The organism is Duganella sacchari (assembly GCF_900143065.1).
In the GTDB taxonomy this organism is placed as follows: domain Bacteria; phylum Pseudomonadota; class Gammaproteobacteria; order Burkholderiales; family Burkholderiaceae_D; genus Rugamonas; species Rugamonas sacchari.
This window is the reverse complement of record NZ_FRCX01000002.1, coordinates 1-25313: the sequence shown is the minus strand read 5'-3', so window position 1 is coordinate 25313 and position 25313 is coordinate 1. Positions and strand designations below refer to the sequence as shown.

The 25313-nt window shown below is 61.2% G+C and carries 22 protein-coding genes and 1 pseudogene; 17 read left to right on the top strand and 6 right to left on the bottom strand.

Translation table 11 applies throughout. The features are described from left to right. Positions 1–114 precede the first annotated feature (114 nt). From BUA36_RS04090 to BUA36_RS04080, 3 genes are read left to right on the top strand one after another with little or no spacing between them, the layout of a single operon-like run. Positions 115–1266 carry a pyridoxal phosphate-dependent aminotransferase gene (locus BUA36_RS04090; RefSeq protein WP_072781619.1) on the top strand — a complete coding sequence of 384 codons (1152 nt, stop codon included), beginning with the start codon at positions 115–117 and terminating at the stop codon, positions 1264–1266. Between the two features lie 9 nt (positions 1267–1275). After that, complete coding sequence (locus BUA36_RS04085; RefSeq protein WP_072781617.1) at positions 1276–3483, top strand: ATP-binding protein; 2208 nt, start codon at positions 1276–1278, stop codon at positions 3481–3483. 9 nt (positions 3484–3492) lie between these two features. Continuing rightward, the gene (locus tag BUA36_RS04080) at positions 3493–4770 is read left to right on the top strand and encodes a M20/M25/M40 family metallo-hydrolase (protein WP_072781615.1); all 1278 of its coding nucleotides are present in this window, start codon (positions 3493–3495) and stop codon (positions 4768–4770) included. Here the strand turns inward: BUA36_RS04080 and BUA36_RS04075 are convergent. From BUA36_RS04075 to BUA36_RS04065, 3 genes are read right to left on the bottom strand one after another with little or no spacing between them, the layout of a single operon-like run. Next, complete coding sequence (locus BUA36_RS04075; RefSeq protein WP_072781613.1) at positions 4759–5130, bottom strand: DUF3325 domain-containing protein; 372 nt, start codon at positions 5128–5130, stop codon at positions 4759–4761. The genes BUA36_RS04080 and BUA36_RS04075 overlap by 12 nt on opposite strands. After that, positions 5127–6719: a PepSY-associated TM helix domain-containing protein gene (locus BUA36_RS04070; protein ID WP_072781612.1), complete on the bottom strand. Its 1593-nt coding sequence runs from the start codon at positions 6717–6719 to the stop codon at positions 5127–5129. Before BUA36_RS04070 ends, BUA36_RS04075 begins: the two co-directional genes overlap by 4 nt. Further along, the gene (locus BUA36_RS04065; protein WP_139260339.1) at positions 6716–7000 is read right to left on the bottom strand and encodes a DUF3649 domain-containing protein; all 285 of its coding nucleotides are present in this window, start codon (positions 6998–7000) and stop codon (positions 6716–6718) included. Before BUA36_RS04065 ends, BUA36_RS04070 begins: the two co-directional genes overlap by 4 nt. A gap of 191 nt (positions 7001–7191) precedes the next feature. On the opposite strand from BUA36_RS04065, the gene BUA36_RS04060 reads away from it, so the two are divergent. The 9 genes from BUA36_RS04060 to BUA36_RS04020 all read left to right on the top strand — a co-directional run bounded on the left by BUA36_RS04060 (position 7192) and on the right by BUA36_RS04020 (position 14502). Continuing rightward, positions 7192–9225, top strand: a complete 2034-nt coding sequence (locus BUA36_RS04060) for a glycoside hydrolase family 43 protein (protein WP_084559985.1) — start codon at positions 7192–7194, stop codon at positions 9223–9225. Between the two features lie 114 nt (positions 9226–9339). Then, positions 9340–9849 carry a winged helix-turn-helix domain-containing protein gene (locus tag BUA36_RS04055; RefSeq protein WP_072781610.1) on the top strand — a complete coding sequence of 170 codons (510 nt, stop codon included), beginning with the start codon at positions 9340–9342 and terminating at the stop codon, positions 9847–9849. Between the two features lie 95 nt (positions 9850–9944). Next, positions 9945–11006, top strand: coding sequence for an extracellular catalytic domain type 2 short-chain-length polyhydroxyalkanoate depolymerase (locus tag BUA36_RS04050; protein WP_084559984.1), 1062 nt, complete (start codon positions 9945–9947; stop codon positions 11004–11006). Between the two features lie 31 nt (positions 11007–11037). Beyond that, on the top strand, positions 11038–11493 hold the full coding sequence (locus BUA36_RS04045) for a hypothetical protein (protein ID WP_072781609.1): 456 nt from the start codon (positions 11038–11040) through the stop codon (positions 11491–11493). A gap of 141 nt (positions 11494–11634) precedes the next feature. Further along, positions 11635–12168 carry a DUF2589 domain-containing protein gene (locus BUA36_RS04040; RefSeq protein WP_072781607.1) on the top strand — a complete coding sequence of 178 codons (534 nt, stop codon included), beginning with the start codon at positions 11635–11637 and terminating at the stop codon, positions 12166–12168. Between the two features lie 15 nt (positions 12169–12183). Then, entirely contained in the window at positions 12184–12465 is a 282-nt protein-coding gene (locus BUA36_RS04035; protein WP_072781605.1) for a hypothetical protein, read from the top strand. Next, entirely contained in the window at positions 12452–13015 is a 564-nt protein-coding gene (locus tag BUA36_RS04030; RefSeq protein WP_072781601.1) for a hypothetical protein, read from the top strand. The genes BUA36_RS04035 and BUA36_RS04030 overlap by 14 nt, the downstream gene beginning before the upstream one ends. A gap of 145 nt (positions 13016–13160) precedes the next feature. Then, positions 13161–13784, top strand: a complete 624-nt coding sequence (locus BUA36_RS04025) for a DUF2589 domain-containing protein (RefSeq protein WP_072781599.1) — start codon at positions 13161–13163, stop codon at positions 13782–13784. Positions 13785–13851: 67 nt separating this feature from the next. Beyond that, positions 13852–14502 carry a glycoside hydrolase family 19 protein gene (locus BUA36_RS04020; protein ID WP_072781597.1) on the top strand — a complete coding sequence of 217 codons (651 nt, stop codon included), beginning with the start codon at positions 13852–13854 and terminating at the stop codon, positions 14500–14502. Here the strand turns inward: BUA36_RS04020 and BUA36_RS31665 are convergent. From BUA36_RS31665 to BUA36_RS04005, 3 genes and pseudogenes are all read right to left on the bottom strand, one after another. Further along, positions 14480–16101: pseudogene (locus BUA36_RS31665) on the bottom strand (GMC family oxidoreductase). The gene BUA36_RS04020 and the pseudogene BUA36_RS31665 overlap by 23 nt on opposite strands. Further along, positions 16091–17266: an alkane 1-monooxygenase gene (locus BUA36_RS04010; RefSeq protein ID WP_072781595.1), complete on the bottom strand. Its 1176-nt coding sequence runs from the start codon at positions 17264–17266 to the stop codon at positions 16091–16093. Before BUA36_RS04010 ends, BUA36_RS31665 begins: the two are co-directional and overlap by 11 nt. Further along, entirely contained in the window at positions 17266–18297 is a 1032-nt protein-coding gene (locus BUA36_RS04005) for a 2Fe-2S iron-sulfur cluster-binding protein (protein ID WP_072781593.1), read from the bottom strand. Before BUA36_RS04005 ends, BUA36_RS04010 begins: the two co-directional genes overlap by 1 nt. A 126-nt stretch (positions 18298–18423) precedes the next feature. Between BUA36_RS04005 and BUA36_RS04000 the strand changes: the two genes are divergently transcribed. The 5 genes from BUA36_RS04000 to BUA36_RS03980 form a co-directional block, all read left to right on the top strand. Beyond that, positions 18424–19449 (top strand): AraC family transcriptional regulator, encoded by a 1026-nt coding sequence (locus BUA36_RS04000; protein ID WP_072781591.1) that lies wholly within the window; start codon positions 18424–18426, stop codon positions 19447–19449. A 198-nt stretch (positions 19450–19647) separates the two neighbouring features. Continuing rightward, positions 19648–20409, top strand: coding sequence for a substrate-binding periplasmic protein (locus tag BUA36_RS03995; protein WP_229215474.1), 762 nt, complete (start codon positions 19648–19650; stop codon positions 20407–20409). 12 nt (positions 20410–20421) lie between these two features. Then, positions 20422–22692 (top strand): TonB-dependent receptor, encoded by a 2271-nt coding sequence (locus BUA36_RS03990; protein ID WP_072781587.1) that lies wholly within the window; start codon positions 20422–20424, stop codon positions 22690–22692. A 191-nt stretch (positions 22693–22883) separates the two neighbouring features. After that, positions 22884–24722, top strand: coding sequence for a hypothetical protein (locus BUA36_RS03985; RefSeq protein WP_139260338.1), 1839 nt, complete (start codon positions 22884–22886; stop codon positions 24720–24722). A gap of 352 nt (positions 24723–25074) precedes the next feature. Then, the coding region (locus BUA36_RS03980) for a transposase (protein WP_139260337.1) at positions 25075–25313 on the top strand (239 nt) is incomplete at its 3' end.

Below are 25313 nucleotides of genomic sequence, written 5' to 3'. Positions count from 1 at the left end.
GAATCCTCATTGGCTAACACCACTAGCATACCAGACGGCAACGCACGATTGCGAATAGCTACTTGCATGTCAGTCTGATTGAAGTAGAATAAATATTTCCTAAAGTGAATCAATATGGACCTCTCTCGCCGCATTGCCCGCTCTAAACCTCTGGCCACAACGGCCATGCATGGCCGTGTCGACGCCATGAAAGCCTGTGGCGACGACGTGATCGATTTCTCCATCGCCATTTCGCATTTCCAGGCGCCGCCCACCGTGCTGGACGCGGTGCAGCACGGCCTGGCGCAGCCCTACCTGCCCTATACGGCGGTCGCTGGCGACAGTCAGATCCGTGCGCGGTTGGCGGCCAAGGTGGTCAAGGAAAACGCCATCCCGGCCCGGCCCGAAGAGATCCTCGTGACCAATGGCGCCAAGCAGGCTTTATATCAGGCGCTGTACGTGATGGCCGATCCCGGCGACACCGTCATCATCTTCAAACCGCACTGGCCGGCCTATGTCGCCACCTGCGAATTGCTGGAGCTGAAGCCGGTGCTGGTCGATCTGCCGTTGGAGATAAACGACACATTGCTCGACAGCCTGCCGCCGGCGCGCATCCTCATCATCAACAATCCGCACAACCCGACCGGCGCGGTGCTGAAGCAGCAGGAACTCGATTGTATCGCCGCCTGGATGAAGCGCACGGGCACGCGCGCCATCGTCGATGAAAGCTACGAAAAGCTGATCTTTGACGGCAGCCATATCAGCCTGGCGGCGCGCGGCAACTGGCAGGAGCTGGGCATCGTCACCCTGTATTCGGCCTCGCAAAGCTATGCCATGATGGGCTGGCGCGCCGGCTTCGCGGTCGCCCCGGCGCACCTGGTCGCCGCCATGGAAACGCTGCAAGGGCCGATCACCGCCGCCGCGCCGATGCTGATGCAGCTGGCCATGGCCGCCGCATTTGAAAGCGGCGAACCGGACGCCATGCTGGAGGACTACCGCCAGCGGCGCAACCTGGTGCTGGACCTGGTATGTGGCCTGCCGTGGATGACCATGCACTGCCCCGCGTCCGGCCCCTATCTGTGGGGCGACATTTCCAGCCTGACCATGGATACCATCCACTTCAGCGAACAGCTGCTGGCCGAATACGCGGTCGCGGTCATGCCAGGCGAAGCATTGGGGGTGCCAGGTTATATTAGGATAGGGTATATTTCCGATGACGTGGCCACCTTGCGCCGAGGGGTGCAGGCCATTATCCATTTCGGTAACCGCCTTCATAACGCTGCCTGACCACGCCGCATGGCCTTCCTGCTCTTCCAGCTGAATAGTTTGCGCAGCCGCCTGGTGCTGCTGGTCATGCTGGCGATTGCGCCCATCGCGATCATGACCTTCATCAACGGCGCGCGCGAGCGGGACCATGCAATCGAGGTGGCAGAAGATAACCTGCTGCGCCTCACCAATCTGGCTGCGGCCAACGAGGCCCAGTCGATTGCCAGTGCGCGCCAGATTCTGCGCGACGTCGCCAGCGTCCCCGACCTGATGGGCGACGACGAGGACTGCAACCGCCTGCTGGCCAATATCCTGCGCCAGAATCAGGATTACGCCAATCTCGGCCTGATCCAGCTGAACGGCGACGTTACCTGCAACGCCACACCCTCGCAAGGCAAGGTGAATCTGGCGGACCGCTCGCACTTCCGCCGCGCGGTCCACCTGAAACGCTTTGTGGCCGGCGGCTATATCTTCGGCCGCGTGATCCAGAAGCACACCGTCAACCTGACCTACCCTGTGATGGACGACGACCAGAAGGTCAAGGCCGTGGTGTTTGCGGCGATGGACCTGACCAAGCTGGATCGCTTTGTGGCTGATATCAAGCTGCCACCCGGCTCGCTGCTGCTGACCGCCGACTCGGAAGGCAAGATCATTTCGCGCAAGCCCAATCCCGAACAATGGTTTGGCAAGCAGGTATCCGAAGCGATGCGCCTCGCCATGGCGGCGGAGCCGGGCAAGCCGGTGCTGCTGGTCGGGCCGGATGGCATCGAACGCCTGCACCGCTTTGCCCGCGTCGGCAACAACGGGCTGACCGATTACACCGTCACCATCGGCATACCGGCCGATGAAATCACTGCCAGTGCGCGCCACGATCAGGTGCTGGACCTGCTGGCGCTGGGAGCGACGCTGGTCCTGGCGCTGCTGGCCGCATGGTTTGTCGGCGATGTGCTGGTGCTGCGCCGCGTGAAGCGTCTGGCCAACACCGCCAACCGCATCGCCTCCGGCACGCTGGAAGCGCGCAGCGGCATCGTCTATGGCAAGGAAGAGATCAGCGAACTGGCACGCGCACTGGACGCGATGGCGGCATCACTGCAGGAAAAGGAACTCCAGCATCTGAAGGCCGAAAGCCAGCTGCGCGAAGCCGATCGCCGCAAGGATGAATTCCTCGCCATGCTGGCGCACGAGCTGCGCAACCCGCTGGCGCCGATCAGCGCCGGGGCGCAGTTGCTGCAAAGCGGCCATGCCAGCGAGGCGGCCGTGCAGCGCACTGCCAGCATCATTGTGCGCCAGGTGCACCACATGACACGGCTGGTGGACGACCTGCTCGATGTCTCGCGCGTGACACGCGGACTGGTGACGCTGACGCGCGTGCCGCTCGACGTCGCCAAGATCATCGCGGATGCGGTCGAACAGGCGGACCCGTTGATGAAAGCGCGCCAGCACCGCTTTGACGTGGTCCTGCCGCCATCGACACTGGTGGTGACGGGAGATCACAAGCGGCTGGTGCAGGTGCTGGTCAATGTCCTCAATAACGCTGCCAAGTACACGCCGTCGGGCGGCGCCATCAGGCTGACCGCACGCGCCGAAGGCAGCAATGTGAAACTGATCGTCAGCGACAACGGCATCGGCATGTCGCCCGAATTGCGCAGTCACGTGTTTGAGCTGTTCGCGCAAGCCGACCGCAACTCGGACCGCTCGCAGGGCGGGCTGGGACTGGGTCTGGCGCTGGTCAAGTCGCTGGTGGAACTCCATGGAGGCAACGTCGCCGTGGAAAGCGAGGGCGAACAAAAAGGCAGCACCTTCACCATCACCCTGCCCGGTACGCCGCGCCAGCAGCCAACGCAGGAACAGCCAGGCCACAGTGCCATCGCGTCCCGCAAACTGGCAGTGCTGGTGGTCGATGACAACGTCGATGCGGCCCAGACCCTGCAACTGCTGCTGGAAGCGGGCGGCCATCATGTCAGCGTGGCGCACACCGCGCTGCAGGCGCTGGAGCTGGCCCAGGCCACATCGCCGGAACTGTGCCTGCTCGATATCGGCCTGCCGGACATCAGCGGCTACGATCTGGCACGCGGCCTGCGCGCCTTGCCGCATACCGCCCACGCCACGCTGGTGGCCGTCACCGGCTACGGCCGCCGCGAAGACCGCGAGCAGGCCGATGCCGCCGGCTTCGATCACTACTTTGTCAAACCGGTGGACGTGGATGCGTTGTTGACGCTGATCGCCGGACTACCCTAACGGAGTTTCATGAAACACCTGCTACTCAGCCTCGCCATTGCTGCGGCCCTGCCTGCGCATACGCAGGAACAGAACATGGCGCGCATCCTGGCGCAGCCCACGGTGAAACAGGCGCTGGCCTACATCGAAAAGAACGAAGCCACGACGCATGCCAACACGCTGGCGATCAACGCCATTCCCGCGCCGACCTTTGCCGAAGCGGCACGCGCCCGCGACATGGCGGCCCGCTTCAAGGCCGCTGGCCTGGCCGATGTGCACACCGATGATGCGGGCAATGTACTGGCCACCTACCGTGGCAGCGGCAAAGGCCCGACCATCGTCCTGGCGGCGCACCTGGATACCGTCTACCCTGCCGGCACCGATCTCACGCCGCATGAAAAAGATGGCCGCATCTACGCTCCCGGCATCGCCGACAACGGCCGCTCACTGGCGGCCTTGCTGGTCATCGCGCAGGCCTTGCAGGAGACTAAAATACACACCGAGGGCGACGTGCTGTTTGTCGCCAACGTCGGCGAGGAAGGCTTGGGCGACCTCAAAGGCGTGAAGCACCTGTTCATCCAGCGCAAGGACATCAAGGCCTTCATCGGACTGGAGCCCGCGCTTGGCGTCGACGGCGATCCCGTGACCTACATCGGTACCGGCAGCCGCCGTTTCAAAGTCACGATCCATGGCCCCGGAGGCCACAGCTACGAGGGCTTCGGCCTGCCGTCCGCCATCCACGCGGCGGGCCGCGTGATCGCGCGCATTGACGACATCCGCGTGCCCACGCAACCCAAGGTGACGTTCAATGTCGGCGTGGTGCAAGGCGGCCAGTCGGTGAACAGCATCTCGGCTGACGCCACCATGCTCATCGACATCCGTTCCGCCGATGCGCCGTTGCTGGCCAAGGTGGAGCAGCAAATCAAGGACGCCATCCAGCAAGGCGTGGCGGACACCAATCAGCGCTGGAACAGCAAGGGAATTACTGCGGATGTGGTCCTGATCGGCGACCGGCCAGCGGGGCAAATGAAGGCAGACGCCGTCATCGTCAACACCGCGCTGGCGGCGGCCAAAGTCCAGGGCCGGCCCGCGCTGCTCGACAGCCCGCACTCCACCGATGCCAACCTGCCCATGAGCCTGGGCATCCCGGCCATCACCATGTCCGGCGGCGGCACCTCGGGCGGCTACCATTCCGAAAAGCTGGAATGGTGGTCGGGGCATAACGCCCATACCGGCCCGCAAAATGTGCTGCTGACCATCCTGGGCTTGGCAGGCGTGCGCGATGTCGCGCCGCCGCTAGCGCAGTAAGCCCAACACGGCGGCCAGCGCCACCACGCTGACAAGCGCCGCCGCCCAGCCGATACGCACGATGGCATGCGCGGCGTAGCACAGCGTCAGTACCAGCGCGAATGCCGACGCGGTCAGCACGCCGGCCCAGGCTACCCAGCCCTGCGCCGCGCCCCAGATAAACAGACACACCAGCAGCGAGATAAGTAGCCCGCCGCTGCCGGCCCAGCGCAGCAGGCGGCGCTGGCCATCGCGCGGCACATTGCCGCGGCCGTGCAAGGCTTCCCAGTGGCGGTCCATGGCCAGACTCAATGCCGTAAAGCCGGCGGCCGCGCTGGACAAGGCCGCGACCATGGCCGCCGCGTTCGAGGCGCCACTCATGCCGCCACCTTGGCCAGCTTGGCCTTGAGCGGCGCCTTGGCGGCGCTGCCGAGACGCCTGCTGGCCCACAGCAGGCCGCAGCCGATCAGCAGCGACACCAGATCAAACCCCGCCACTGGCCACAAGCCCTGCGCCACACTGGTGAACAGTCCGGCGCCACCGGTCAGGGGATTGAGCGGCAACAACAGCGCAAACAGCACGCCTGCCAGCGCAAGCTGGATGCGCCACATCCATCGCTGCGGGAACGCCAGTGCCGCAACGGCGGCGATGCCCCACGCGGTAAAGAAGCAATGGATTTCCAGGTCCGGGCGCCCCTCCAAGCCAGGCGGCAGCAGGCGATTGGCCCAGAAGTAGACGCTCATGGCGATCAGCAGGCCGGCGATACCGCCCAGGTTCAAGCCATCCACCAGGCGCAGACCAAAGCCGATACGGCCGTTCGCATTCGCCTTCACATGCTTGGGCCGTTCTTTCACGGCCCACAGCAGCACGCCAGTGGCAACCATGGCGCAGCCGGCCAGGCCGGACAGGAAGAACAGGCCGCGCAGCAGCGGGCTGGCGAAGCGGCCGATATGCAGGCCATACATCACGCCACGCGTCTCCACTGCAGCGCCACTCTTGTCGGCCTCGGTCAGCAAGCCGCCGGTGACGCCGTCGAAGGTCAGCGACGGCAGGTTGTTGCTGACGCCATGGCCATCCTGCTGCGTCAGCGTGACCGTCGCCGCACTGTCGCCGGCATGGCTGACCATGATGCGGCCGACCGACGCGCCATCCCACAGCTGGCTGGCCTTGGCCACCAGCGGCGCCAGTGGCGTCAACGGCGCCGATAAGCCGGAGGCTTTGGCTTCCACCCGTGGGCCGCCATTCAGATCGGCGAAGAAGGCGTCGCTGTCCTTGTACACGGCGCCCAGGCCCTGCGGCAGGTACATGAACATCAGCGTGACCAGGCCGGTGTAGGTAATCATCAGGTGGTAAGGCAATGCCAGTACCGCCGTGGCGTTATGCGCGTCCAGCCAGGAACGCTGGCCTTTCCCCGGCCGGAAAGTGAAGAAGTCCTTGAAGATGCGCTTGTGCGTCACGATGCCGGAAATGATCGCCACCAGCATGAACATGGCGCAGATGCCGACGATCCAGCGCGCCCAGAGCACCGGCATGTAGTGCATATCGAAGTGCATGCGGTAGAAGAAGTCTCCGCCCCGTGTGGCCCGCGCGGCGCTCAGCTCCTGTCCCGTGAGCGGATCGATGCTGGCGTTCTCGAAACGGCGGCGGCCGCGTGTCTGGCCCTGTTCTCCCGATGGCGGAGGTGCCCAGCTGGCGCGGACTGCGGGCTCGCGCCCGGTCGGCATGGTGATGAACCAGCGCGGGCTGGCGGGTGCGCGCTGCTGCAGCAGGTTCTGGATCTGTGCCGCTGCCACGCCCTGCTCCACCACGGCATGCGAGGACTGATGCAGCTCGGGCTTCATCCACAGCGTGATCTCATCGCGGAAGTAGCTGGCGGTGCCGCAGCTGAACACCATGAACAGCACCCAGCCCACCAGCAGGCCGGACCAGGTATGCAGCCATGCCATCGATTGACGGAAGCTCTCTTTCATAGGCCGCCTCCGAGCCAGACTACGGCGCCCAGCGCCACTGCCATAGCCAGCACACCAAGCCACGCGCGCAAGGCCGTCCGCGTGGCAAACGACCACATGACTATGCAAGGAAAAATGGCCAGGCCGGACAAGGTGGCGGCGACCACACGGTCAACCTCACGGCCCGGCAAGGTGAGCGCCAGCGCAGTCACCGCCAGCGAAGTGACGGCGTAACCGCCGCCTATTGCAGCCAGCGCACGCGAGGCAACGCCCAACCGCCGGTTCATCAGTATTGGAATCATGGGATGACATCTACCTGGCTTGCCGGCGGGTGCGGTAAATGCGAAAACTAAACAATAATGATTCTCATTTTGATATATGCTGCTGATTGTGTCAATCCTTCCTCGTGCAACGACAGCCAGGAAGGGAACGAATCGGCGGCGGGCGGCAAAATGGTACCCTAGGCGCACAGGAGGCAACCCGAGGGGACGATATGAAGCGAGCCATCATTTGGGCGCTACTGACAGTGTTCACACTGCCGGCGGTGGCGCAAAAAGAAGCACGGCCGGATACCGGCTTGTCCATCCGCACCTGGATACCGGATAACGGCAATGGCACCTTCACCAATCCCCTGTTCTACGACGAGCTGTCCGATCCCGACCTGATACGCGCCGGCGAATGGTTCTACCTGACCGGCAGCACCATGCACGCCATGCCCGGTTTGCCGCTGCTGCGCTCCAAAGACCTGGTCAACTGGGAGTTTCTGGGCTACGCGGCCGACCGCATCGACTTCGGCCCGGCCTACCGGCTGGAGGGCGGCAAGAACATTTACGGCCAGGGCATCTGGGCGCCCAGCCTGCGCTACCGCAACGGCGTGTTCTACATCTTCGCCAATGTGAACGGGCGCGGTACCCAGGTCTATTCCGCCGTCAACCCGCGCGGCCCGTGGACACGCTGGGAGATGAAGCGCAGCCTGCAAGAACTGTCGGTGCTGTTTGACGATGACGGCAAGGTATATGCCGTCTGGGACCGTCAGCCAATGCACATCGCCCAGCTCACCGATGACCTGCTGGACATCGTGCCGGGCACGGAGAAAGTGCTGTTCTCGAAGGCGGACGGCATGGGCGGCGGCGCCCACTTCTACAAAATCAACGGCAAGTACTACATCCTGGGCGCCAACGATATCGGCGGCCTGCGCATGCCGGCCGCGCGCGCCGACACTATCTACGGGCCGTATGAGGTCAACCCGGCCATCAGCAAGGAGGAAGGGTTTGGCATGGTGGCCGGCTACCGCCTGAGAAACAGACAGTATCCGTTTGAGGTGACACCGCCCGATCCGTCCCTGCGCGATGCCACCGCCATGCACCAGGGCGGCATCGTGCTGACCGAAGCTGGCGAGTGGTGGGGCTTCTCGATGATGGACTATAACGCCGTTGGCCGCCTGCTCAGCCTCGCACCGGTCACGTGGAAGGATGGCTGGCCCTATTTCGGCCTGCCCGGCAATCCCGGACGCAATCCGCGCACCTGGATCAAGCCGCGCGTGACGGAGCGCCAGCAGATCAAGGCGCCGTTTGAGCGCAGCGACGAATTCTCCGACACCACGCTCAAACCCGTCTGGCAGTGGAACCACGTCCCGGTGGAGGACAAATGGTCGCTCAGCGAACGTCCCGGCTTTCTGCGTTTGCACTCCATGCCCGCCAGCGCGTTCTGGGATGCGCGCAACACGCTGACGCAGCGTGCCATTGGCCCTGTCTCGTCGCCAACGGTGGCGGTGGATGTCAGCGGCCTGCTGGACAACGACGTCGCCGGCCTGGCCCTGCTTGCCCTGCCCTACGCGACGCTGGGCGTGGAACGCAGCAACAGCAAGCTGTCGCTGGCGCTGTTCGATCAGGCCCGCAACCAGACCACGCGCCTCGCCATCAACGCGCAGCGCCTGTGGCTGCGGGCCGAGTGCGATTTCCTCACGGAGAAAGCACGCTTCAGCTACTCGCTGGATGGCGAAAAATTCCAGCCTGTCGGCGACGAGTTCACCATGATCTTCCAGCCCGTGACCTCGCAAGGCGTGCGCTACGGCCTGTTCCACTACAACACCAGCAAGCAGAACGGCGGCTGGGCCGACTTCAACAGCTTCGACGTTTATCAGCCCTACCCGCACGGCCACATGCGTGCGATTCCATATGAGCAGCACATCCAGCTTAAATCCGCCAACGGCCCGGCCGCCAGCCAGCCGCTGATTTTCACGGTGCGCGATCTGGGCCTGGGCCGTATCGCACTGCAGTCGGGCGGCAATTATCTGAGCGTAGGCGCCGATGGCGCCGCCACGCTGCAAACGGTACGCCCCGGTATTGCCGAGGCTTTTGAATGGATAGAAACTCCCACCGGCGAGCTGATACTCCTGTCATTACAAACTAACTTTTATTTACGTATTAACCCGTCAAGCGGCGCCTTGATTGCCGACAGTCCCGGCCCTGTCCCGGGCAATAATGACGGCGTGCGTTTCAACTGGGGAGCAATAAAAGTCGATTAACTTTCGAAAGTGTGGTTTATAAATTAGTTTTTAATACTCTGTCAGATATTGTCAGAATTGCGTTTTATTTTCGCAATAACATTTGTCTGTTGCCAATATTATAACGGAACAGATATGCTGGAACTACTTGTACTCCGCCATGACGACGCTTATACCCATAAGTTACCCGAAATAATCCACGACGCTGGCTACCAGATCATTAACCTGAAAGATCTGGTTGCCTGTGGCCGGCGTGCCCCTGACAGCGCCATCAATCTCGAAGAGCAACGCTCGGAAATATTGGCTTGCATCCTGACACTTGCACGCCAGCTCAACCCCGGCTGGCGTCTCCACATGCGCGACCGCCGGCTGGAGGCGCCGGCCGGCGAGTCGATTAATCTGACCAGCCTTGAATTCAACTTCCTCAAAATATTCAGCATGGTGGAAGTGAATGAGGCTGTCTCCCGCAAAAAAATCGTCAAGGAGTTTGGCGAGGATTATCTGAGCTATGACCAGAACCGCATCGACACCATGGTCAAACGCCTGCGCAAGAAAATAGAAACCCACATCCACGTCAAACTGCCTTTAAAGACGGAACGCGTACGTGGCTTTTCTTTTGGAGATGTGCTGATTATTGATCCTTGAATGTCATGAAATGACATCGACATTTTCCCATTCCCCGCTATCATCGATATGAAACATCCAGGTTCTCTTAACTTTTTTTACGCAAGGAGAGTTACATGCGACTAGCCTCATTCAAGGTGCTGACACTCGGCCTGTTAATTACTGCACTGCTGCCCCAAGCCTACGCCGAGTCAACGCCACTGCCCGCGCTGGGCGCCGATTTGAGCCAGACCTCGGTATCCGGCATTTCCTCCGGCGGTTTTATGGCGGCGCAACTGGCCACGGCCTACTCTTCCCGCTTCATCGGCGTCGGCATCATTGCCGCCGGTCCTTTTTACTGCGCCGGCACGTATCCCTCGTTGAGCTTTCTGCAAAACGCCGTCACCACCTGCATGGCGCCAGCGTCGCGCTTTGCCGCTGCGGACGGCGCCAAGTCACTCGAGAACGCCAAACGATTCGCCGACCAGGGCCTGATTGATCCCGTCAGCAATTTAAGCCGCCAGCGCGCCTACATCTTCAGCGGCAGCAAAGACCCGACCGTGGCGCCGATCGTGGTGGATGCCAGCTACAACTACTACCGGCTGGCCGTGGCCGATCCGGATAAACAGATCCTGTATTCGAAGGACGTCGCGGCCGGACACTCCATCGTTACCCGGGAACAGGACGATGTGCCATGCGGCGAAACCAGGGCGCCCTATATCAACAACTGTGACTTCACGCAGTCCCAGGTGCTGCTGGCGCATATTTATGGCGACGCCAGCAAGCCGCCCAGCAAGGCCGAGCCCAGCGGGAAAATCATTCGGTTCAATCAGCGTGCCTTTATCACCGGCGATCTCAGCAGCATGGATGACGAGGCGTACGTCTATGTTCCCACCTACTGCCAGCAGAACAGCTGCATTGTCCACATCGCTTTCCATGGCTGCCAGCAAGGCGCGCGCTATATCGGCGACCATTTCTATGCCGGCACCGGCTACAACCAATATGCCGATACCAACAAGATGATCGTGCTGTATCCGCAAGCCATGCGCTCCAGGGGCATCCCGGCGAATCCCAAAGGGTGCTGGGATTTCTGGGGCTACTCCGACGAAGACAGGCAGTATCCGGCCTTCTTTTCAAAAAAGTCCCCGCAGATGCAGGCCATCATCGCCATGCTGGATCAGCTGGGGAAAAAGCCTTGAACAACCTCTACTCTCTCTTTAAAGGAAAATCATGAGCAGCTCATCCCACAACAGCGCACAAGCCCATTGGGCACACATCGTCCAGGCCACGATCAGCGCAAGCAAGCAGTGGTCGGAACAGCAGACGGCAGCGGGCATCCGTGCCTTGCACACGCAACTGGACGCCGTGACCGCCGGCCCGGTGGCCGACGCGTTCAAAAATCTGGCCGACTTGCAGCAGGACCTGGCTCGCACCTGGTCGCAGCAGCAAGCCAGTACGCTGAGCGCCATCAGCAGCCGTACGCAGGCATGTGCCAGCGACTTGCGGCGGGCGCAGACCAAGGACGAAGTCGGCATCGTGATTGCAGGTTACGCCAACGACGTCGGCACGCATGTGCGCGAACAGCTGGAGCAAACCATGACCTTGTTGAACTCGGCCAGCGCGGCCTCGGAAGTACTGGTCCAGAAAACGCTGACGCAAATGACGGCAGGCGCGCCGCCCAAATAACTACCGCATCGCCACGCAAAAAAGGGAGAGCTCGCTCTCCCTTTTTCTTTGTGCCGCCAGCGCCAGATTCGGTCAGGTTGAGCCACCGCGACGCCGCTATTCTAGGTCGTGGTAATCCGATCAACAACTAATGGAAATCCTATGGCGATCTTGACTAGTTTGGAAGACATGGTGCGGGCCATCGCGGGCTCGATCATGAATGCACAGCACATGGTTGAAAAGGCGCAGCTGGCAAATATTGCGTCCTTCTTCGACGACCTCCACAAACCCAGCGTGATCGAGGTGGAGCTGCCGGCCATCCACAGCAACGCCGAACCTGACAGCGCCTATCTGTACCAGGTGCCCGTGATTTCGCTGGTGCCACATAGCTCGCTCATTATCGGCGAGGCCGAGATCGATCTGGATGTGGAAATCGGCGGCTTTGAAGAACAGGAGCGGCCCGACGTGCACGAAGGGATCATCGACCAGCTGGGGCGCGCCGCGCCGGCGGAAAAAAAGGCCACGCTCATGGTCAACCCCGGCACCGGCACGCTCGCGGCCAAGAACGGCAACGCTGCCCACATCAAACTCAAGCTGGTGGCAACGGAGAAATCCGAAGGCCTGGCGCGGCTGGTCAATGATGTGGTGAAAGCGCAGGGTCCGGTACACGTCCGTAAACAGCAGGCCGCTGAATAACTACAGGAGGTTGCGTTGAACCCTAATAATTTTCACCTGGCGAATATCCGCTTCATCAAGCGCATCGTGGTCGGCAACGACAACCCGCAAAGCATGCGGACCGAAAAAGAGGTGCAGGAATCGATGGACATGGTGAACCGCTGCCTGTGCTCCACACCGCGCGGCTACATCCTGAACGTGGAAAAAAGCTTTGGGCTGTACAACGTCGGCGAGCATCAGATCGTGCTGCAATACGCCGTGTACAACATCGGCTTCGACCGCAAGCCTGCGTTCCTGGACGATCATGCGCAAGGCTAAGCATGATGGCGCCACACACCACGTCGGCCTGCTCAGCGATGCCACGCAGGCTGCGTACGACGACGCCAACCGCAGCCTGCAAGACCTGGCCTTGCAATGCCAGCCCGCCATCCGCTGCGCAAGCGCACCAGACATCCAGTACAGCGACGGCAGCGTGGCTGTTGTGATTCCGGCCGCGAGCTTTCATCGCAACTACGCCCTGTGCCTGCACACGCTGGAACTCACCGTCTACGGTTACTGCGTGTCGCGCAAGGCCGGCTGGGAGCGAAGGATAGAGCTGGACTTCAGCATGCGGCGGCCGCCCTGGTGGCGCCGCATGCTGCGCCGGCCACCCTTGCTGGCGCTGGACGTACAGGTGCTGCACGAAAGCGTGCGCTTACGCATCCGGCCCGCTCCTGCTGACGCAATGGCGCCGCGTTCCCGCTATGTTTTTCAGCTGAACGCGGCGCTGCAGAATGAGCTGGAAACGCATCACACAACGCAGCTTGCTGCGCGTTCTGTTCCTTCCAGGCTGCGTGCCTGGATGTCGTCTTTTCGTCAAAAGCAGTAACACTGGTAGCCGTCAGAAAAGGTCATTTCTCCTTGAATTTAACACCCTAAGCTTAGTTCGTCGTTGGGCTGCATGCATTACCGGCCAGGCGATACAAGCCCGCATCTTTATGTGGAACTGCGTTTAACTTTCGAGGAGCAAAATAATGTCTGAACTGATTGATATGGCATCCCAGTTTAAAGGTCTGCCGATGGGTGATCTGATCGGTGGTCCGCTGGCCGCCGCTTGCGACGCCCAGGTCAAACTGGCCAACGCCACCGCCGACTTCATCAAGCACGTCGGCTTCCTGCCACCGGCCGACAACGATCCTGCAGGCGTCGGCAGCACCCGCCTGGCGCACTTCGCGTTCACCCGCCCGGTTGCGGATCCCAATGATCCGAAGAAGACGGTGGAAGAAAATGTCTCGCTGGATGTGCCGCTGCTGGCCATCGTGAAAATCCCTAGCCTGTCCATCACCAAGGTCGATATCACCTTCGACATGGAAGTGAAGTCCTCGTTTGCCTCGAAAGAGACCGAAGACAAATCGGGCAAATTCTCGGCCGACATCAAGGCTGGCTGGGGTCCTGTCAGCGTCAACGTCCACCTGGAAGGCTCGGTTGCTACCCACAAGGAAAACACCCGCAGCTCGGACAATTCGGCGAAGTACCACGTACAGGTGCTGGCCGAAGACGGTGGCATGCCTGAAGGCCTGGCGCGCGTACTGGACATCCTGCAAACCTCGATCCAGCCACGCGTAGTAGCACCGGCAGCAGACAAAGCGCCTGCCTGATCCACCGGCGCCGCACTGTGGACCCGGTCTCCGGGTCCATTTCCCGCATATCTAACAGGAGTAATCTATGAGCGACATCACCAAGGCGCAGTTGCAGGCCATACTGACCACGGCTGATGCGGAAGCGCGCGCCGCACAGTGGATCGACCCGATCAACAGCTGCATGAAAGCATGCGACATCTCGACGCCATTGCGGCAAGCGGCATTTCTGGCGCAGGTGCTGCTGGAATCGTCGGAGTTCCATCAGTTGCAGGAATCCCTGAGCTATTCCGCCGAACGCCTGCGCGCCGTGTGGCCACAACGTTTTACCAGCGACGAGATTGCAGCAGCCTACAGCCATCAACCGGAAAAGCTGGCCAACAATGTGTACGCCAACCGCATGGGCAACGGCCCCGAAGCCAGTGGCGACGGTTGGGCCTACCGCGGGCGCGGCCTGATACAACTGACCGGCCGCCAGAACTACGCGAGCTTTTCCAAGGCCATGGGCATCGATGCGGTGAAAGATCCCGACCTGCTGCAGCAACCGACTGGCGCCGCCATGTCCGCCGCCTGGTTCTGGCAGGCGCACGGCCTGAACGAGCTGGCCGACAAGACCAGCGGCGCCGACGCGGACGAAAACTTCCGCCTGCTGACCCAGCGTATCAACGGCGGCACCAATGGCCTGCCACAGCGCCGCAGCTACTGGCAGCGCGCGCTCACCGCGCTGGGCGTCCGCTGACGCCGCGTATCCAGTCGGCAGCGCGCTCCGCAATCATGATGGTCGGTGCGTTCGTATTTCCGCTGATGAGAGTCGGATAAACCGAGGCATCGACCACGCGCAAAGCCTGCAGCCCATGCACGCGCAATTGAGGGTCCACGACCGCCATGGCATCGCTGCCCATCCTGCAGGTTCCCACCGGATGATAGATTGTGTCGGCACGCGCACGGATCTGCGCCGCAACCGCACTGTCATCATTGAAGTCAACCGGATACAGGTTGCGGTGCCGATACTTGGCCAGCGCTGGCGCGCTCATGATCGCGTGCGTTTGTTTCGCGCCTTTGACCAGCAGGTCCAGATCATCTGAATGCGAAAGGAAGTGCGGATCGATGCGCGGCGCCGACTGCGGATCGGCGTTGTAGAGGCCAACCTCTCCGCGCGATTTCGGACGCAGCACGCATACGTGGCACGAGAAGCCGTAACCCAGGCGCAGCTTGCGCGCATGATCGTCCACCATCCCGATCACAAAATGCAGCTGCAAATCCGGCCGCGCCTGGCCAGCGTCGGATTTGATGAATCCCGCACCTTCGGCAAACGGTGTGGCGATCAGGCCGCGCCCCGTCCTGCGCCATTCGTTGGCCGCCAGCGCAAGACGCAACGCTCCTGTCGCGCCGATGCCGAACAAATCCTTTTCATCGCACTGGTAGGCCAGAATGTAATCGAGATGGTCCTGCAGGTTCTTGCCAACGCCGGCAATGCATGCCGCACCGCGATGCCGTGCGCCTCCAGCTCGGCCGGATCACCTACGCCGGATAGCATCAGCAACTGCGGCGTATTGAAGGCGCCACCGGCGAGGACCACCTCGCCACGGGCGCGGATAATCCGGGTGCCGGCGCCACGACGCACTTCAACACCAATGGCGCGCCGGCCATCGAAGACCACGCGCAAGGCCTGCGTGTTGGTCAGCACGTGCAGGTTGCTGCGGTCCTGCACCGGATCCAGATATGCCGCTGCAGCAGAGCAGCGCTCGCCGTTGCGCGCGCCTCCGTGGAATTGCGTGACCTGATAGTGCCCTACGCCCTCCTGGCTGACGCCATTGAAATCCGCATTGCGGGGGTAGCCGCACTCCATGCCGGCGCGGACGAAATCCTCAGTGATGCGGCGCGGGCTGCGCTGCTCCGCGACTTGCAGCGGGCCGTCGGCGCCATGCCAGTCGCAGGCGCCGCGCTCATTGCCCTCGGCGCGTTTAAAATAGGGCAGAACCTCGTCAAACGACCAGCCGGCACAGCCCTGCTGCGCCCAGCCATCATAGTCCTCACGCTGGCCGCGGATATACAGCATCGCGTTAATCGCGCTGGAGCCGCCCAGGCATTTGCCGCGCGGCTGATAACCGCGCCGTCCATTCAGCCCTGGTTGCGCCACCGTCTGGTAGGCGTAGTTGTTGATCTTCGGACGGCCCGGCACCATCGCCACCACACCTGCTGGCGCCCGCACCAGAATGCCGCGGCCATCGCCGCCCGCTTCGATCAGGCAGACCGTGGTTGCGGGGTCTTCGCTAAGACGCGCCGCCAGTGTCGCGCCACCGGAACCACCGCCAACAATGACGTAATCAAATTCCATGCTGCCCCCGCGCATGGAAAGCGCGCATGCCGCTGCGCAGATTGGCTTCGGCGGCCAGCTGGCGTTCGGCGGGCGTGGCGAAATCGCGGTCCCAGGCCAGCACCTTGGGTGTCATGAGGCGATGCCACAACGGCGGGATCATGGCGACGACAATGGTGGTCAGGTAGCCGCTGATCATCATGGGCGCGTGCTGGAACGGTTTGAGATCCTGATATGGCACTTCGCCTTGCGCGTGATGGTGGGAATGACGCGTCAGGTTGAACATGGTCCAGGAGCTCAAACGGCGATTGGTGTTCCATGAATGGCGCGGCTGCACCGGTGTCGCCGGGTCACGCACAATACCGTAATGCTCCATGTAGTTGACGATCTCCAGCAAGGCCTTGCCAGCCAGGCCGCACAGCACGAAGTAACCTGCCGCCGCCAGGCCACCGGCGCTCCAGGCAGCAGCGACCAGCACTACGCTCATCAGATGTCCGCGGATGAAGGCATTGCGTGGCGAAACCACACTACGTCCTTCGCGCTGCAAGCGCTTTTGCTCGATCAGCCATGCGCTGGCGTTGCCACGGATGGTGGAAATCAGCACGTGCAGATACACATTGCGTCCGCGCGGCGCCGTCGCCGGATCGTCCCGCGTCGAAACGTAGCGGTGATGGCCGTACACATGCTCGATGGCGAAGGTGGTGTCGAAACTGAAGGCCAGCAGCCAGCGGCCGATTAGCATGGATACCGGGTCCCAGGTGCGGTGCGTGAGTTCGTGCGCGGTGATGGTGCCGATCATGCCTATCATCAGGCCAGTCAGCACGATGCCCGCGAGGTGCTGCGACATGCTGGTGGCGTTGCGTGCCGCAAGTACGTCATAGCCTGTCAGCTGCGTCACCTGCGCGCCGACACCGAGAACATCGGCAGTACACACGCTCCATACTGACGCGAATACAATCAGCGCCAGTAACGGCAACGCCAGCCACAGTTGGAAGGTCAGAATGCCGGGATGACGGAAGGTGGGCGTACTCACGTCATCGCCGCCGATCGCATCGCCAAGCAGATACAGTCCAAGTATCGCAACAAGACCCAGCGGGATGCTGCTGCCGCCAGCGACAATGGCGACCAGGGCGCTGAGCCCGATCACATGGAACAGGAAATACTTCAGGTAATGCAAAATGCTCATCAAGGTCTCCTTATTGTTATAAAGCGGTCTGCAAAGCGGTCTGCAAAAATGTGTTCGTGCGCGACACCACGCGCCAGCAGCGCCGCCGTGCAGGCATCGACCATGGCCGGCGGCCCGCACAGGTAAGCCTGCGCAGCCTCGCCAATGTGTACGGGCAGATGATCGCCAACCATGCCGCGCGCGCCGCGCCACGCGTCGTCGCCGGACAGCGCCGACAGCACGGGGATAAATGTGAACGGCGCCCGCCATTGCTGACGGATCGCTTCGATCTCGTTCAGCGCATACAGATCGCTTTCCGTGCGCGCGCCAAACAGCAAGGTGACTGGCCGCGTGTTCGCGGTTTGCGCGGCATCCAGCAGCATGGCGAGGATGGGTGCAAGGCCGCTGCCGCCTGCGACCATCACCAGCGGGCCGGAGCCGGGGCGCAGCCAGCAATCGCCAGAAGGCCCTTCCACGATGGCCGCTACACCAGTCAGGTCGCGCTCATTGACAAGCGTCGACAATGCACCGCCCTCCACCTTCCGTACGAAGAACTCGACCTGTGCATCCGCCTGCATCGGCGTGGCAAACGAATAGCTGCGTGCATGTTCGCCCAGCGCCGCCAGGCCAAGCTGGGCGAACTGTCCAGCCTTGTAGGTCAACCCTTCATCCAGTTGTATTTGCAGTAGCGTGATGTCATGGGTAAGCCGCTGCTGGGCAAGCACGCGGCCAGTGACGCGGCGGCTCGCGGGTCGCGCGGCCAGATCAACTTCCACGGCGATATCCGTGGCCGGCACCGACTGGCAGGCGAGGATGTAGCCTTGCTCAAGCTCCGCAGCCGACAGCACGTAAGCGGACTGCGTCAACTCCCTGACCCGTCCACTCACCAGCCGGCATTTGCACGTGGCGCAACCGCCAACCCGGCAGCTGTGGGGAAAGTCGACGCCGCTACGCAGCGCGGCCTGCAACAAGGTCTCCCTCGGGAGGACAGTCAGCGGCGCGCCATTGATATGGGCCGTTGCCGCCTGCTTCTTTTTGAATAGCGTGAACATGGGCTGAAAGTGTGGTGTTCTGACAGCACGATCGTAGGGGAAGCGCCACAGTCCAGCGAGGTGCGGGCTTGACATCCAGCAGTCATTTTTTGACAATCGACAGTTCGTTCACTGCTGCCCGCCGCCATGCATACGCTGCAATTCGCCCTGCCGGTCCAATACATCCGCCAGATTACCGACCAGGTGCGCCGCATGAATGTGCCCCTGCCCGCGTCCTTTGTGCGTAACCGCTGGGACGCGCTGCCCGCCGGCGAGGTACAGGTGCTGGCCCTGGATGTATTTGAACAGTCGGTGCAGGACGCCATCGATGCCACCGGCGAACCGGCTTTCGGCTTGCTGGTCGGCGAGCGCATGCGAATCAATAGCCACGGCATGCTGGGCTATGCAACCATGAACAGCGCCACGCTGAGCGAAGCGATCGCCTTGATGGAGCAGTACCTGCTCACCCGCACCCGCCTGGTCGCCGTGCGGCATCAGGCCAAAGGCGCGCAAGTCCAGCTGGTGTTTGACGAGCTTCTACCACTGCGCAAGGTACGGCAGTCCGTGCTGGAAGCGATTGTGCTGACCATCAAAAACCTGTACGACTACATTACCTCGGGCGGCGCGTCCGTCGCCTGCATCTGTTTTCCGTTTGAGGCGCCATGCTATGCCGACCTGGCGCGCGAACTGTTCAACTGCGAGGTGCGCTACGGGCAGTCCTGGTGCGGCTTCGCCTTCCCTGCCGAGGCGCTGACTGCGCCGCTGGCCATGGCCGATCCCACCACGCTGCAGCAGGCCATACAAGCATGTCAGCGCGAGATGCACAGGATGAGCGCCGATGCCGGCTGGACGGCGAAACTCACGCGTGTGATGCTGGAAAAGCAGGGACCGTTTCCCTCCCTGAACGTGGCGGCCCGGCTATTCAATCTGACGCCACGCACACTGCATCGCCGTCTGCTGGAGGAAGGCACGTCCTACCGCGAAGTGCTCGACCAGGTGCGCCATATGCTCGCGCTGGAGCACCTGAAAACGGGCAAGCTGTCGATTCCGGAAATCGCCTACCAGCTTGGCTATACCGATACCGCCAACTTCCGCCGTGCGTTTATCCGCTGGCAAGCGGTATCTCCCGCCGCGTACCAGTCGGCGCAGACTGAATCCGCGAACAACAGTTAATCTGGAACCGGGGGCAATTATCGACTTTCCCGCTAAAAAATACCCTCATGACTGCCAGTTGGTCGTAAGATAAAAGAAAGATCATTTCTCCGTCACCAATATATGCGTATGCGCTTTTCGTGCTGTGCAATTCGCAATGGTTCTCCGGCCCGGCCACGGCGCCGTGCGTGTCTGCTTACACTGCTGGCCGGATTGCCAATGTTGACGTGCATGCCTGCGCGGGCCGACGCACCGCTTTCCGTCACCCTGACCATCCACGACTATCCGCCCTTCATTGGTCTGGACCTGCCCTACGGCGGCCTGCTCACGCGGGTGGTGGTGGAAGCGTTCAAGGCCTCCAACGTCACCGTCAAATTCGCACGCGTTTCCAGCAACCGCGCCATCACGGGGGTGATGATGGGCTTGTACGACGGCGGCTTCGGCTGGGCGCATACCCCGGAGCGTGACCGCAAGCTGCTGTATTCGGATACCTCCATCTACACCTTCCGCATGGTGTTTTTCCAGCGCCGCGACATGCAGCTCAACTGGAACGCCCTGTCCGACCTGAGCAAGTACCAGATCGGCGCCACGCTCGGCGACCACTACTCCGACGAATTCTCAACACTGCACGCGCAGCGCAAACTGCAGGTGCAGGAAGCGGCGGGAGACTTGAACAATATGCGCAAGCTGCTACTGGGCCGCATCGATCTGTTCCCGATGGAGGAAGAAGCGGGCAAGATGCTGATACAGACCTCGCTGACGCCGACCGAGCAGGCGCGCCTGAGCTATCAGCCCAAAACGATTTCGACTGTTCCCACTTACCTGGTGCTGCGGCGCGACCTGCCCAATGCCCGCGAGCTGCTGAACCGCTTTGAGCAGGGCTACCGGCAATTGCAAAGCACGGGCCAACTGGCGCGCTTGCAAGCCGAGACGCGCAAAGCCCTGCTGGATGCGGCATCACCAAAGCGCCCGGCGCCCTAGAGGAGAATCACGATGCGGCCACCTTCGATACGCATTCTGCCCGCAGCAATCAGCCTGATATGCGGTGGTTTGAGCTGGTGCCAGGCACAGGCACAGGATGGCCCGGTCGAACAGGTGCTGGTGACGGCGCAGAAGCGTTCCGAGGCGCTGCAAAGCGTGCCGCTCAGCGTTACCGCCTTGGACTGGCGCGAACTGGAACACATGGGGGTCGAGCACTTGTCCGACATCGCGCGGCAGGCGCCGGGGCTGACCGTGGTGTCATCCGGGCCGGGACAGAACATCCTGATCGTCCGCGGGATTTCCTCCGTGGCCGGCACGGCCGGAACGGTGGGCTACTATCTGGATGACACGCCCATCGCCGCGTCCAGCAATGCGTCGCTGTTGTCGCTGCGGGGCTTGATCGATCCGGCCATCTTCGATATCGCCCGCGTTGAAGTCCTGCGCGGACCGCAGGGAACGCTGTACGGTTCGAGTTCCATGGGCGGCACCGTCAAGTATGTGAGCACACAGCCGGACCTCAACCAGCGTAGCGGCAAAGCCAGCGTCGTACTGTCGCACACACAGGACGGCGGCTGGAACAAGGAAGGCAATGCCAGTATCAACGTGCCGCTCAGCGACAGCGTGGCAGCGCTACGGATCGGCGTCTACTACCGCGACCAGGATGGCTATATCGACCGTTATCCGGTCGCGGCCAACAACATCCTCGCCATCGCGCCGGGCGGCGCCAGGACCAGCAACGTCAACACCGAGCAAACCAAAGGCGCACGCATCGCCTTGCGCGTCAACCTGGGCGATGGTCTGGTGGCGACCGCGTCGCTGTACTATCAGCATATGCTGCTTGGTGCGCCGTTCCAGATCGATGTGCCGCCGGGTAGCCTGGAGCGGCTGATTCAGACCCGGCTGGTGGCGGAACCCAGCGTGCAGAATTCATCGCTGTCCAACCTCACCTTGCGCAAATCCTTCGAGCGTTACGAGCTGGTGTCGTCCACCTCTTATTACGACCGCCGCGTTTCGGTGGACGAAGACGCATCCAAGGTGCTGTACTACTTCTTCTCGCCCAAGCCGCAAACTTCGGTCTACCCGGGCCGCATGCACGGCGACTACATCAACCGCGAATTCACGCAGGAAGTGCGGATGGTGTCCGATTTCAGCGGACCGCTGCAAATGATCGCCGGCGCCTACTACCATCACGTGGATGCGCCGCTGGCCTCGTCGATTCCCGTCCCCGACGGGTATAACAATCAGTTTGGCACCAGCTACGACAGCTTCTTCAAAGGCGCGCGCCAGGCCACCGTACGCGAGACAGCCTTGTTCGCGGAAGGCTCCTACCAAGTGACGCCAGCATGGATAGCGCGCCTCGGTGTGCGGGCGTTCCGCGTCAACCAGGGCTTTGCGCAGCAAGGCGACGGTTTTTTCAATGGAGGTCCTTCCGCCATCACCGGCACGTCGCGCGACCAAGGCTACAACCCCAAGTTCAATCTATCGTGGCAGGCGACACCGGATGCGATACTGTACGCAACCGTCTCCAAAGGCTATCGTCCCGGTGGCCCCAACAACCCGGCGCCCGCCGCGCTGTGCGCCAAGGAAGTCGCGACACTGGGCCTGAGCGAAAGCGCGCTGCGGACCTTCTCGCCCGACACCTTGTGGAACTATGAAGCCGGCGCCAAAACCCAGTGGCTGAACAAACGTCTCACGCTGAATGGCTCGCTCTACAGCATCGACTGGAGCAAGGTGCAGCAGCAGATCGTGCTGCAATGCGGCTTCAATATCACCGCCAATTTTGGCTCGGCGCGCAGCAAGGGGGGCGAACTGGAAGCGGCATTCCAGGCCACGCGCGCACTGACGCTTCGCGCCACCGCAGGCTATGTCAGCGCAGTGCTCAATAACGACGTTCCCGGCACCGGCGCCAAACAAGGCGATACGCTGCTGGATGTGCCGCGCTGGAGCGGCAGCGTGGCGGCAGAGTACAACTGGACCCTGGGCGCAAACTATGCGGGATTCGGCCGGCTCGATGCCACGTACACCGGCAGCGCCAACGCCCTGTACGACCGCAGCAGCCCGTTCTATCGCCACGCCGGATTCGCGCAAGTGAACCTCAAACTGGGCTGGCAGCCGATAGGCAAAAACCCGCGCTGGACCGCCACCGTCTTCGTCGACAACCTGCTCGACAAAATCGGCCAGACCGGCCTGCCAGTGGCACTGTTCGCCGACCTGCCTGACACGCGCCGCATCGCCGTCAACCGGCCACGGACCATGGGACTGAAATTGGGGACGACATTCTAGACAATCGAACCCCACTCGGTAGACGGGACTCTACTCCATACGCGCCTGCTTTTTTCGACAGGCAGAGTACGGACATTTAGACTAGTCGTTGATTGAAATTTAAAATGACAGTTAGTCTTATTCCAATCTTGCGGTGAAAGAAATAGCAAAATTTCACTTAAAATGGCACTCCCTTCACTTACGGAGTAGTCATGACATCTCGGCGCGATGCGATAAAATTTTCGGTGCTCGGTACTTTGCTAGCACGTTTTCCGCTTGCTTACGCACAGCAGGCTGCAGGACTGACCCCGGCCCAGTATGCTGCTCTGCAAAAAGCCCATCGAACGCCGGGTGCTGTGGTGCGTACTCCCACGTTGTTTGTTGATGCGCGGCGCGGCGATGATCTCAAAGACGGCAAGACAGCGGCAACGGCAATTGCCACCCTCGGAGAGCTGGCAAAGCGCGAAGCGAACCTGGTGCCAGGCTCGGTCATTGGCCTTGCGAATGACTCGGTGTTTGAACTAAGTAACGCCGTCGTCTTCCGAAAACTGAATGGCACAGCGGACAAGCGTATGTATTTGACCAACTATGATCCGGGCGGCGCTCCTGACAGCTTGCCGAAAATACGCTATTGCTTCAAACCGAAAGCGTCAGACTGGATCTGGGATCCAGATCCCAAGCATCCGGGTTGGTATTTTGCGCATCCGGCTGGCCGCAAGTTTGATTATGCCTACGTTCGCTTTGGCGATGGCAACTGGGGGATTTCATACTCCTTCCTCAAGGATTATCAGTCCCTGAAAACTACTGAGTATTCTTACGTTTCCGATTTTGATCTGAAGCGGATTTATGTCCATTCGCCAGAAGGCGTCAATCCGACCGACCACTACGGCAGTGTCACCATTGCCGGTGACGAGTTCGGTTGTTTGCTACTGCTGCGTTGCGGCTCCTATTTGACTGTCGAAAATATTGATTTTGAAGAGGCGCCAAACCTGATTGGTATCGGCTCCTTCGACAATATGGATGCAGTCGGCAATATTACCGGCTTCGAGATGAGCAACTGTCACGGCACCAATGTCGTGTCCTTGCTAGGTAGCTATGCCGACGATCACAAGTACACGGTGCAAGTCCATGTCCATGACTGTTCGTTACAGCACTACTCCAGTGGCGGGGTGCGGCTTGGGAATAACTCAGCCAATTGCCTGATCGAATATAACTGGTTCTACGATGGCGGCAAATGCTGCACGTCGGCAGGTGCCGTGTACTTGCAGGAACGTCCGACTACAATCGCGCCAATTAGCGGTACAACGGTTCAGTATAACTTTGTCGATACTTACGGTAATGGCATCGGCGACCATCCGTTTGACGGTGCCGGCCTGTATTGCGAGATCAACAGCAACGGCTGCCAGATACAAAATAACATCGTCATTAACTGCCGCACGGCGCTGCAGGACAATAGCGGCAGGGCAAACTCTTTTATCGGCAATCTCCTGCATTGCGACAAAGCGCTGCTGGTGACGCCAGGGCAGATCGTTGTCAAAGGCCAGCGGCTGAACACTAAACTGATTTTCGACGGCAATACAGTATATTCAGCCAACGGGCGCAACGCTTATTCATCGTCTTCGAACTGGTCGGGCAGATCGGATGCGGTAATTTCGTGGCACCTTGATTTCGGCGATACTAGTGGCCCTCACAATTGTTCCCTTTCCGCACGTGCCAACGTCATTCGCGCTGCCGGCTTTGGCACGGAACAAGCGGTATTTGGCATTTACTCGTACGGTGGCGTGGCGCAATTGAACCTGGAGGGCAATTCACTGTCCCATAATGTGCCATTCTGCTTTCTGAAAAGTGGCATCTACGCAGACGGCAGCCCGGCCGGACTGCTGGCGAGGGATCCGGCAGGCACCACGCGCCTGGATCTTGAGGCACTGGCCTCATCGTCCTATGTAGTGCCGGGCGTGGGTACGATAGACGGCACGGGATCCACTTCCAAGCGCGATCTGCTGGGGCGGACGCTGGGTACAGGTAGCGCACGCGGCGCCATCGCGGGCTAATCATGCAGGTTCATCGCGGAAGTCCGGGATGAACCTGTAGTCACCGCAAGAGAGCAGTAAGAAAGAGTCATTGTGTTTGGGCGACCAAACCAATTTCCCGGCCTACCGCTCTCATGCCAAATCATGCACTGGAGCGGGAAGCCGCCGATTGCGCATGTGGGCAAACTGACCGCCCTTCACTTGGGATGTTTTATCCCACGTCGACTGGATGATTTCCGACTCTCCGTCATTCACAGCTGACGCTCTGGCGTCGGCTGGTCGGTAAGCGTAAAGCCAGCGCCGTCTAGACTCTGCTCGCAGCACCATCCATGATCTAATTTTGGCACGGCATTTGTGCCCACAAATTTTGATTATGGACACAAATTTTCAACCAGTCACTTCCACCAATTCACGTGGTCACTACCGTCAGCATCCGCTGGAGTTCAAACGTGCCTTGGTGGCATTGTCGCTGCAGCCAGGTGTTTCGGTGGCGCGCATTGCGCGCGACCATGGCGTCAATGCCAACCAGGTGTTCAGCTGGCGTCGGTTGTATCAGCAAGGACGTCTCGGTGCAGCGGCGTTAATGCGCGACGATGGTCTATTGCCGGTGGT